The sequence below is a fragment of the Paraburkholderia sp. RCC_158 genome (assembly GCF_041355255.1).
GTDB classification, from domain to species: domain Bacteria; phylum Pseudomonadota; class Gammaproteobacteria; order Burkholderiales; family Burkholderiaceae; genus Paraburkholderia; species Paraburkholderia graminis.
This window is the reverse complement of sequence record NZ_JBFUPM010000038.1, coordinates 17,531-28,583: the sequence shown is the minus strand read 5'-3', so window position 1 is coordinate 28,583 and position 11,053 is coordinate 17,531. Positions and strand designations below refer to the sequence as shown.

The following is an 11,053-nucleotide window of genomic DNA, read 5'->3' as shown; positions in this document are numbered from 1 at the left end:
ACCGTATACGCAGGTGTATCAAATTCAAATTGCGTTTGCGTCCGAAGCTGTATCAACTTGAGATTGCGTTTGACACCACCTCTCATGCTGCACATCGTGTGTGGAAATGCACGGCGAGCAATGCGCACGCTTCAGACAGGACAGGAGCCGCTATTGTGTTTCCCAATACGCCTAAAAAATGGACAATAGTTGTGATGACAAGACGGGGATGCTCTCATGAGCCGTTCGCGGTATACCTCAACGTTCTTACAAGGCACTCGCATTGCGCTCATCGCAATCGCTGTCGGCATGACGATAACAACAGAGGCAGGCGAGGCTCGGCCCGTCGTCCAGGCCGAAATCAATTCCCTGCTCAATCGCCTTGAGACTTCGGGCTGCGGGTTCAACCGTAACGGCACCTGGTATTCAGGCATCGAAGCAAAGTCGCACATGCTTGCCAAGCTCCACTACATTGAAAGCCGCACCGCGCTGCAAAACACTGAGCAGTTTATCGAACTTGCTGCGACCAGAAGTAGCGTTAGCGGAAAGCCGTATGTGGTCAAGTGCGGCAACGGGCCAGGAGAGCCGTCTGCGACGTGGCTGACAAAGCAGCTGCAATCGCTGCGCGGTGCGCGGCCTGGCGGTTCAGATTCGACGTCGGGGCCTGCGGCGTTGGAGCACCCTTGAGTTAATCTGCAGACGGGACGCCCGACGACGCCGACGCCCCCAGGTGGTGGCGGAAATGGCGGCGGTGGCACCAGTGTCGGCACGGGGCGGGGCAGGCGTTGGTGATGCAAACGGTGCCGGCCAGGGCGGTGCAGGGATGAATGCGCCGAATTCAAGAAATACCGGCGGTGCGACATCCATGTCAAAAGAATTCTCATACGACAATGCCGCCCACGCGAAAGCCGCACAAGAACTCACGAGCCAAAGGCGCATCCGATACGGCAGCATGCAATGCGCAGTGAGTCGCTACAGATTGCTCACCGCACTACTTTCCGGCTTTCGTTTGGCGTCGGGCTGATGGTCTCGGGCATGGCCCGTCCAGCCAAGGTACTCGGGTTTCTAGACATTGCGGGACGATGGGACCCGTCTCTTGCATTTGTGAAGGGCGCGGCGGCCCGCTGTTGTAAGTGGGAGAGTGTGTCTGGACTTTCTGGGGGGCTGTTCCATTGGAGCGCCACGTCTGCAACGATTGGGGAATACTTGACCGCAGATGCAAATAGCTCCTATTATCAATTCTATTACCATCTATTACAAACCAGTCGATACCTTATGAAAACAACACGTACCTTCATCGCTCTTGCCTGTGCTCTCATCTGCACTCAAGCAGCCAATGTCGTCGCTGCGGAAGAGTCATATAGCCTGACGCTAAAGGACCACAAGTTCTCGCCGGCCGACCTGACAATCCCTGCAGGCAAGAAAGTGAAGGTCGCGGTGAAGAACCTTGATTCGACTCCAGCCGAATTTGAAAGCGATGACTTCAAGGCTGAAAAGGTGATTCCGGCTGGCAAGCAGGTTGACATCGTCATCGGACCGCTAAAGGCAGGGACGTACGAGTTCCACGACGAGTATCACGAAACGGAATCGAAAGCCCATCTGACCGTCAAGTAATCGCTCACGACATCATGCTATCTACTGCTCTCATCGTCTTCCGCGAGGTCCTTGAAGCCGCGCTCGTCGTGTCAATCGTGCTGGCGGCCACTAAAGGAGTCCTCAACCGGGGATGGTGGGTCAGCGGTGGATTACTGGGCGGGATTGTCGGCGCGGGCCTCATCGCCATATTCGCTGATGTCATTTCGTCATGGGCGTCGGGCATGGGCCAGGAAGTGTTCAACGCCTGCGTGATGCTCGTTGCGGTGGTCATGCTTGCGTGGCACAGCATATGGATGGGCAAGCACAGTCGAGAGATGGCGCAGCAGATTGCGGCAGTGGGCAAGGCCGTCGCGGCAGGCAGCAGACCGCTTACTGGCCTAGCGATTGTTGTCGGTGTCGCGGTGCTGCGCGAGGGCTCCGAGGCAGTCCTGTTCCTGTATGGCATTGCGGCTGGAGACCTTGGGCAGACGCCCCAGATGATTATGGGCGGGTTGCTGGGTATCGTCGGCGGTGTCGGTCTCGGCGCCGCCATGTATGCGGGCCTTCTGCAGGTTCCGCTGAGGCGCCTTTTCTCCGTAACCAACGCATTGATTATCTTGCTTGCAGCAGGTATGGCGAGCCAGGGCGTCGGTTATCTCGTGTCCGCCGGTCTCCTGCCATCGTGGGGTGACACGGTGTGGGACACCTCTTGGCTGCTCAAGGAAAGCAGCGTTATCGGCAAGATGCTGCACACACTCATTGGCTATACGGCGCGTCCGGCCGGCATTCAGATTGTCGCCTATCTGGCGACTCTGGTCATCATCGCTCTTCTCGCTCGCGGAGTGGGGCGTCGACAAGGCGCTGCCGGGCAGCCACGGCAGCCTGCGTAGTCACGTTCTTCGGCCGCCGTTCAATAGCACGCGGTTCACACTACCTAGTGCGCGTCTGACGACAAAAAGACCATCACGTGGATACCGGAACATCGAGCACAGCACCAAACTGCTCAACACACAATGGTTGCGGCTCGTCGCGGGGCTCAAGCTACGACCTCTCCACTCTGGCGTATGCTCACCGCACGCTGCGCCATTACCTCCCCTCGCGGCGATAAAGGCCACGGCCCGGCTCAGTACGGGCTAAGTCTTCCTGTGTACCTTCTCCACCGCGCAAATCCCTGCGCTGTTCCGGAGAAGCATCATGTACCGCTATACGAAACTTTCCCTCCTGGCCATCGCCATCGCTGCAACGGGCGCGGTCGCCTACGCCGCCAACGGCGGCATGGAAAGCGACGCACTGGCGATCACCAACGCCAAAATCCCGCTCAGTCAGGCAGTAACCGTTGCCGAGCAGCACGCCAATGGCAAGGCGTCGCGCGCCGAGTATGAGAACTCGAAACAAGGCTGGGTCTACGACGTGGAAGTCATCAGTGGTGCCAAGCTCTTCGATGTTCGGATCGATGCTGACAAGGGCACGGTGGTCTCGTCTGCCGAGGACAAGGCGGACCACGATGACGACCACGACAGGCAAGACTGACCTTCCGCCAATGTGACCGGATCGCCCGCCGAGCGGTGATCCGGCCCGGAGACCCCATGGAACATCTCAACCAAACAGTCTTTCTGTGGCTTAACGCGCCCGAACACTCGAACGCCTTCGTAGTGACGCTGGCCACTTTCTTCGCGGAATGGTTCATCTGGATCATCCCGGCCCTGATCGGCATCGGCTGGTTGCGCGGTAACGAGGGCATTCGGAAAACGATGCTCGTTGCATGGGCATCGGGTCTGACGGGGTTGCTCATCAATCAGCTCATCGGCTTCGTCTGGACGCATCCACGGCCTTTCATGATCGGTCTGGGCCATACCCTCATTCCCCATGCCGCCGATTCGTCCTTTCCGAGCGACCACCTGACGCTGTGGTGGGCAGTCGCCCTCAGCTTCCTGCTTCAGCCAAGAGTGCAACGCTCGGGCGTCGTATTGGCCGCATTGGGCGTACCCATCGCCTGGGCCCGCATCTATCTGGGAGTCCATTTCCCCATCGACATGGTCGGAGCCATCACAGTGGCCGCGTTCAGCGCCTGGCTGACATTGTATGGCGCGGGCTGGTATCTGGGATCTGTCTACCGACTTGCCACCGGCATCCATCACCGGGTTTTCGGCAGGCTGATCGCGCGGGGATGGGTGCGCGAGTAAGCCTATGGCCGGGCTAAGTCTGTCTGGCCAGACTAGCGGCCAGCCCTTTCACACCGGCAGGAAAACGCCATGAACAAAATGCCCGCTACTAGCTTCACAGGTTGGCTCAGCAAAGTCCCCGAAGTCACGCTGTCGTTCTGGATCATCAAGATCATGTCCACCACAGTGGGCGAGACGGGGGCGGACTTCCTGGCGGTCAACGCGGGCTTTGGCCAGGGTGTAACTCGCACCGTCATGGCCGCCTTGCTGGCAGCCGCCTTGTTCACGCAGTTGCGCACTCGCCGCTTCACCCCCTGGCTTTACTGGCTGACGGTGGTGCTCGTCAGCGTGGTGGGCACCGAGATCACCGACCTGTTGACCGATGGCCTGGGCGTCAGCCTGTACATCAGCACTTCGGCGTTCGCCGTGGCGCTCTCCGCGATCTTCTTCGTCTGGTATCGGGTCGAGCGCACGCTGTCCATCCATGACATCGTGACGCGCAGCCGGGAGCGGTTCTACTGGGCGGCCATCCTCTGCACGTTTGCGCTGGGCACCGCTGCTGGCGACCTGGCTACCGAGGCATTGGGCCTGGGCTTTACCTGGGGCGCGGTGGCTTTCGGTGCGCTGATCGGCGTCACCTATGCAGCTTGGCGCATGGGCGGCAACGCCGTGCTGACCTTCTGGATCGCCTACGTACTGACCCGTCCCTTCGGGGCCACGCTCGGCGATCTCCTGACGCAGGCCAAGACCTATGGCGGCGTCGGCATGGGTGCCATGTGGACAAGCGCCCTGTTTCTCTCGGTGATCATCATGCTCGTAGCCGTCGCACAGATCGGCATCAACGCAAGCCGCTCTGCCCAGCGCGCCGATTAACCCTCTTTCTAACTTTCAAGGAGAAATCATGCCTATGCAGCACTCTATCGCTCGTCCTGTGGCCGCCGTGTCGGCAGTCGTGCTCCTGGCCCTGGCGGCTGGTTGTTCCAAACCAGCCGATCAGAGCAACGCGAGCGCAGCACCTGGCACACCGGCCCAGACTGCCTCGGCACCGCAGGGCAAAACTGCCTCGAAACTGGGCGACCTATCAGCCTTCCGCAGCATCGCCGCTGACGTAGCCGCCATCGTTGAGAAGGACGATCTACCCGCCGCCAAGACCCGCATCAAGGATCTTGAGGTCGCCTGGGATTCGGCCGAGGCCGGATTGAAACCGCGAGCCGCCAGCGACTGGCATGTGCTCGATAAAGCCATCGACAAGGCGTTGGCCGCCCTGCGTGCCGACTCGCCGAACCAGGCTGATTGCAAGGCGGCTATGACCAACTTACTCGCAGACTTCGACACGATGCAAGGCAAGGCCTGATGAGCGAGTGTCCCGCATGAAAACATCCACTGAACACGCTCTGACCAAAGTGCCCGAAGTTACGATGGGCTTCTGGCTCATCAAGATTGCCGCCACTACGCTTGGCGAAACCGGCGGCGATGCCGTCTCGATGTCCATGCACCTGGGGTATCTGGTCGGCACCGGCATCTTCGCGGCGATCTTCCTGGCCGCCGTAATCGCACAGGTTAAGGCGAAAGGTTTCCATCCCTTCCTGTACTGGACCACCATCATCGCCACTACCACGGTCGGCACGACGCTGGCCGATTTTGCGGATCGTTCGCTTGGAATCGGGTACGCTGGCGGTTCGACCTTGCTACTGACCTTGCTGCTCGGCTCCCTATTCGTCTGGCATCGCACCCTCGGCTCTGTGTCGGTGAGCACTGTCAGCTCGCCCAGGGCGGAAGCCTTCTACTGGCTGACGATCATGTTCTCCGAGACGCTGGGCACGGCGTTGGGTGACTGGACGGCTGATACGGCGGGCTTCGGCTACACGGGCGCGACCGCCGTGTTCAGCGGGTTGCTCGCCTTGGTCGTGGCGGCCTACTACTGGACTGGCGTGTCCCGCACGCTGCTGTTCTGGGCGGCGATCATCCTGACCCGTCCGCTGGGCGCTGTGGTCGGTGACTTTCTGGACAAGCCGCTGAGCGCGGGTGGTCTGGCGCTGAGCCGCTATTCGGCATCGGCCACGCTCCTTGCTTTCATGCTGACGGCGATCTTGCTGTTCAGGCAGCGGGCGGCCAGGACGACGCATTGAGCAACGATTGAAAGGAGGGGGGATGCGGGTATTGCTGGTCGAAGACGATCCCATGATCGGTGATGCCATTCAGGGCGCATTGAAGGATGCGTCCTATGCCGCTGACTGGGTGAAGGATGGGCAGACTGCGCTCACCACAATGGCTTGCCAGCACTATGACCTGGTGTTGCTCGATCTGGGCCTGCCAGGAAAGGATGGACTGGAGGTGCTGACCAGCATCCGCGCCAGGGACAACCCGATCCCCTTGCTCATCATCTCGGCGCGCGATGGCCTGGATGACCGCCTGTGTGGGCTGGACGGCGGGGCCGACGATTACGTGCTCAAACCCTTTGACATGGCGGAGCTGCTGGCCCGGATGCGTGCAGTGCTGCGGCGCAAGGGCGGGAGCGCCGCGCCTGTTCTCGGCAATGGGACGGTGTCGCTTGATCCGGCCACGAAAGAAGCCAGCGTCGACGGCGGCCCGTCGGTGCAGCTGTCCAACCGCGAGTTCTCGCTGCTGCAAGCCTTGCTGATTCGGCCGGGGGCGATCCTGTCTCGTCGCGAGCTGGAGGATCGTATCTACGGCTGGGGAGAAGAGGTCGAGAGCAATGCCGTCGAGTTCCTGATCCACGCGTTGCGGCGCAAGCTTGGCAGCGAGATCATCAAGAATGTCAGGGGAGTGGGATGGATGGTCTCAAAAAACGCCTGAGCGGATCGGTCCAGTTCAAGCTGTCCTTCACCCTGTCTCTGGCGATCTTCGTTGTTGCCGTCGTTGCCGGCGTCTTCTCGTTTCTGTCCGCCTTCGATGAAGCGCACGAGTTGCAGGATGACGTCTTGCGCCAGGTCGCAAGATTGATGGACCAGCAGCGCATATCGTCCGTTCCGGCAGACACCGGCGCCCGTCTGAACGATACCGATGAGGAATCGCGTGTGATCGTCCAGCGCCTGGGCGATGGCAGTCCATCGGCGGCAAGCGTTGATGCCGGCGGAACGCTCCCCCTCCAGACAACACTGACCGATGGTCTGCACACGCTAGAGATTGGCGGCGAGACGTTCCGGGTGCTGGTCAGGACAAACGCCGCCGGCGAACGTATTGCCGTGGCCCAGGAGTCCGGTTTCCGCAATGAAATCGCACGCGACAGTGCGTTGCGTACTGTCACGCCCTTCCTGATCCTCGTGCCGGTTCTGCTTCTGATCGTTGCCGACCTGGTACGCAAGATGTTCAGGCCGATTGCCGCGCTTTCCGCGGAAATCGACCAGCGTGCCGAACAGGAATTACACCCCATTGAAGCTAGCCACCTCCCCAGCGAAGTGCGTCCATTTGCCGTGGCGATTAACCGCTTGCTTGGCCGGATGGACAGGGCAATGGACACCCAGCGCCGTTTCGTGGCGGACGCCGCGCACGAGCTGCGTTCGCCACTGACCGCCATGTCGCTGCAAGCGGAGAGGCTGGCAGAAGCGGAAATGTCCAGCCAGGCGCGTGCATACCTGGTGGTACTGCGCCAAGGCATCGAGCGCGGCCGCAGCCTGCTGGATCAACTCCTGACACTGGCCAGGGCACAGTCGCCTACCGCGTTGCCGAGGTCATCAGTATCGCTCCAGGGCACCTGCCGTCGCGTGCTGGAAGACCTCATGCCACTTGCAGAAGCCAGGCACATCGACATCGGGATGGAGGGAACCCAGGACGCCCATGTGTGGGTCAGCGAGCTGGACATGATCGCCATGGTCAAGAACCTGGTTGATAACGCCATCCGCTACACACCGGAGGGTGGCCGGGTCGATCTCTCGGTGACTACGGCGCAACGGTGCGCCGTACTGCACATCAAGGACAACGGCCCCGGTATCCCCCTGGCCGAGCGGGACAGGGTGTTTGATCGCTTCTACCGCACGCTCGGTAGTGAGCAGACCGGTTCGGGCCTCGGCCTCTCGATCGTCCAGACGATTGCAAACCTCATCGGCGCGGAAATCCGGCTAGGCTTCTCCGACGACACAAAGCAAGCCGGCTTGAGCGTTACTGTCCGCATTCCCGTGGCTGACCCGTCGCAGGCAGTAAAAACACAGTCCAGTCCACACCGCATCTGACGTCCGGGAAAGCCTGTATCTTCACCCGAAGTCCGTCGTGAACCGTCAGGGTGCCGGCCATGTGCGGGTCAATACGTCCGAGCAGAATGCCACGCGCCAGCTCGCCGGAAGCGGCCGCGACTCAACGCACTGCTGGCGTTCGTATGTCCGCTCGACCAGGTGAATCTTGCCCGCAGGGAGCTACTCACCGCCGCAGAACGCTTTCAATTGTTTGCGTTTCCGGACGACGACAGCGAATTGTCGGGCCGGCCACCCTGTCGGCGGCGGACTTCGCGTTATGCGACAACATTGGCGGCGGCTACAGCCGCCCCGGCATTGCCGTACGGTCGGCACAACCCGGCATCACGCCAGCGGTATGGGCGCGTACGCCAGGTGCAAACGGAACGCGCCGGGAACGGCTCGCCCCATGCATAGACAGCGCTCATCTGGGCGGATGCAAGTCCGACAATCCGGAGAGTCCATTGGACAGTTTTCTGGAAACGCAGAGACGCGCGTCTCGCCGTTCAACGACGGCCTTTGTAATCAACCCACTGGCGAACGATCGAACCTGGTATCAGTTTTGCGTTTCGATCCTTGCCCGCAGGGCACGGTCACGGGCATGACAGAAGTGCTCCGGTTGATTGCAGAGAAACGTGAGTTTGATGTGACATTTCGCAGTCACGAGTGATTGCGTCATGCAATAGGTACTTCTACAGTACTGCCGGAGCTTCCTCTGCTAGCGCCACCAACCATGAGGTCATTTGTCGTCAGGCTCGTAAGCAGTGTGGCTGGCTAGTGGAGCTTCACCAGCCTAAGATCGTATTGCCACGCTTAATTTCCACAACCATTACAACGTTTGGAGACGAAAATGAAGTCACAGCGGATGTTAGGTATTACCGTGGTAAGTGCCTCACTTTTGACAGCTTGCGGTGGAGGTGACAGGCTTTCATCCCCAGCGGTGCCGCATGTCGTCGCAGACATCGCAATACCCGGCGTGGGTCCAGGCGTAAACTTTTCGTTTGACCTGGGCGATATCAGCGGAGGGCGCTTCTTCTTTACGGATCGCAATAACGCGGCGGTGGATGCGATCGACATCGCAAGCCAGAAGTTCGTTGCCCAGATCAGGGGCAGTGGTGCATTGGTCTTTGCAGGTGCTGGTGCGAACCCGTCCGTGTCTGGACCGGATGGAATCAACGCCGTTGGCAACCTCCTGTACGTCGGCGATGTGAATTCCGTGAAGATTGCAGATCCGGCGACAAACACGGTCCTCAAGAGCATCACGGTGAGCACAGGTGGCGTCCGGGCAGACGAGGGATGTCTGGACTCCGTCCACAATGTTTACATGATCTCAAGCCCGGAGGAGGCAACGCCATTCGCGACGTTCATCGACACGCAGACGCAGACCATTCTGGCGAAGGTAACTTTCTCGGACGCCGGAGGAGCGCCGTCGGCAGGTCTTGAACAGTGCCGATATGACGCTGCAAGCGACACTTTCTTCGTCAACAATGACGGCAGCACTGCCAATCCGCACGGAGAACTCATCAAGGTCCCGGCGGCCGCGGTCCGCGCGGTTGCCCGCGGCGCGACAGTCAATTACACGGGCCTCGCCGGCGCTGCCGCGTATCCGCTGGGCAACTGCGATCCCACCGGGCTGGCGCTCGGCCCGGGTACCGACGCTGCGGTAGGCTGCCGCGAGGCGACAGCAGGAGCCCCACTGCTCGTACAGATCCTGAACCGCTCGTCCGGGGCCCTGGTGGCGTCTCTCAATGCTGGCGGAGGAGATGAAATCCAGTACGACGCAAAGTCCAACCGGTACTATAACGCTAGCTATCGCTGGACGGCGACGGGTAACTCTGTCGGCTCCGCAGGCTGCTCGGCTGCGGCTCCCTGTACGCCGGTGCTGACGGTTATCGATGCGACAGCGCGCGCGGTTGTTGCTCGAGTCGCAACCGGAAACAACACCCATTCGGTGGCGGTTGACCCTGTGTCTGGTCTCATCTTCATGCCGTACTCTGCTGCCGACAAGCCGGCAGGATGCGCGACCTGCGTCGCGAACCACTTTACAAACGGTGGAGTGCTGGCTTTCCAGATGTAATCCGATCATTGCTGCGATACCACTGGCGCTGCCTTGTATGCGCCGGTGGTTCTCGAGGTTGCCGCGGCAGGAACCTCAACGTCGGCGCACGCCACGATCCTTTCGGCGGCCTGGAGCGTGCGCGCCAACGCGGCAAGCGTTCGCACAATGGCCGAGTTGCGCAGTACGCGCTGACCGGCCACATGGGGCCTCGCGATCCCTCGCTGCGTCACATGCGTGCAGCCCGTTTTCCTCAGTAACTACTGGATAGCCTGCAAGAACTCCCCGCACCAGGTTCGCGAAGCCTGGCAAAGAGCCGGCGAGACATCATGTATGGATATGGCCTGTACTCGTCGCTATCGTGTAGAGACGCTACTCAGACATTAAAGCGGTTTGGTGGGCCCGCTCAGTTCAGGCAGGCAACGGCATACCTGGTGCGTTGCAGAGAGCCCGGGTGCCGGGTCCAGACCTGCATGTTCGGATTCCTCTTCATTTTCGAAATGACCTGAAAACGCAAGTCCCCGCGCCTCGTCTGCAGAGTTCGCCACGCCTTTTGCAAGCCGTTATGGCAACCCGTTGGCCGGATCCGGAGAAGCAGGACACCGCTCACGTGTACGCCTCATTTCATAGCCCCTCCGAAAACGTCCATTGCTGTTTGGTCAGGAAGGTGGAAGAATCCGTGCAAGAAATCAGCATCATGGCAACGCCTCGTCGAGCCAGTTGGACCATACATGAATACGACAGATCGGTGGGCGTTCGCACGCCTATGTGCCATGTACCCGGTACTGGTCGGCATAGCCTCCTGGTATTTCCTTCGAGGCGACCGTCTGGTTCGGACACTGAAGGCCCGTGCATGAAGAACCCCGGGGTCGCGCCCTAACGGCGCGCGGCAAGTCGGCCCACGCCTCCGCGTTCGGCGCTAAGGGCCTTCCACCTGCGTCGTTTGGCGAATTGAGCCCGCCGGGAAAAGTGGACGCCGTCATACGACGGTGTGAGGAGCATTAATTTGAAATTCCAGAAACGGAATTGCATCGTCGAAGCCACGCAGTGGTTCTCGCCGGGCGATCATCCAGCCGTCACCCAACGAGATCGCG

11 protein-coding genes and 1 pseudogene are annotated in these 11,053 nt (G+C 60.4%); all 12 read left to right on the top strand.

Translation table 11 applies throughout. The annotated features are described in order from the left end of the window. Positions 1–216: 216 nt before the first annotated feature. The 12 genes and pseudogenes from AB6809_RS34665 (at position 217) to AB6809_RS34610 (ending at position 9,980) form a co-directional block, all read left to right on the top strand. Entirely contained in the window at positions 217–666 is a 450-nt protein-coding gene (locus AB6809_RS34665) for a DUF5329 domain-containing protein (RefSeq protein ID WP_371028374.1), read from the top strand. A 270-nt stretch (positions 667–936) separates the two neighbouring features. Continuing rightward, positions 937–1,044 (top strand): annotated as a pseudogene (locus AB6809_RS34660) (hypothetical protein); the annotation flags it as partial. Between the two features lie 210 nt (positions 1,045–1,254). Then, complete coding sequence (locus tag AB6809_RS34655; RefSeq protein ID WP_371028377.1) at positions 1,255–1,593, top strand: cupredoxin domain-containing protein; 339 nt, start codon at positions 1,255–1,257, stop codon at positions 1,591–1,593. A 14-nt stretch (positions 1,594–1,607) separates the two neighbouring features. Further along, complete coding sequence (locus AB6809_RS34650) at positions 1,608–2,444, top strand: FTR1 family protein (protein WP_371028373.1); 837 nt, start codon at positions 1,608–1,610, stop codon at positions 2,442–2,444. Between the two features lie 304 nt (positions 2,445–2,748). Further along, on the top strand, positions 2,749–3,084 hold the full coding sequence (locus AB6809_RS34645; protein ID WP_371028372.1) for a PepSY domain-containing protein: 336 nt from the start codon (positions 2,749–2,751) through the stop codon (positions 3,082–3,084). A 56-nt stretch (positions 3,085–3,140) separates the two neighbouring features. Beyond that, on the top strand, positions 3,141–3,737 hold the full coding sequence (locus AB6809_RS34640) for an undecaprenyl-diphosphatase (protein ID WP_371028371.1): 597 nt from the start codon (positions 3,141–3,143) through the stop codon (positions 3,735–3,737). A gap of 69 nt (positions 3,738–3,806) precedes the next feature. Next, positions 3,807–4,589: a hypothetical protein gene (locus AB6809_RS34635; RefSeq protein ID WP_371028370.1), complete on the top strand. Its 783-nt coding sequence runs from the start codon at positions 3,807–3,809 to the stop codon at positions 4,587–4,589. A gap of 28 nt (positions 4,590–4,617) precedes the next feature. Continuing rightward, complete coding sequence (locus AB6809_RS34630; RefSeq protein WP_371028369.1) at positions 4,618–5,070, top strand: hypothetical protein; 453 nt, start codon at positions 4,618–4,620, stop codon at positions 5,068–5,070. Positions 5,071–5,086: 16 nt separating this feature from the next. Beyond that, positions 5,087–5,845 carry a hypothetical protein gene (locus AB6809_RS34625; protein ID WP_371028368.1) on the top strand — a complete coding sequence of 253 codons (759 nt, stop codon included), beginning with the start codon at positions 5,087–5,089 and terminating at the stop codon, positions 5,843–5,845. A 22-nt stretch (positions 5,846–5,867) separates the two neighbouring features. After that, entirely contained in the window at positions 5,868–6,533 is a 666-nt protein-coding gene (locus tag AB6809_RS34620; protein WP_371028367.1) for a response regulator transcription factor, read from the top strand. Further along, entirely contained in the window at positions 6,509–7,906 is a 1,398-nt protein-coding gene (locus AB6809_RS34615) for an ATP-binding protein (protein ID WP_371028366.1), read from the top strand. The genes AB6809_RS34620 and AB6809_RS34615 overlap by 25 nt, the downstream gene beginning before the upstream one ends. 847 nt (positions 7,907–8,753) lie before the next feature. Continuing rightward, positions 8,754–9,980 (top strand): YncE family protein, encoded by a 1,227-nt coding sequence (locus AB6809_RS34610; RefSeq protein WP_371028365.1) that lies wholly within the window; start codon positions 8,754–8,756, stop codon positions 9,978–9,980. Positions 9,981–11,053: the final 1,073 nt, after the last annotated feature.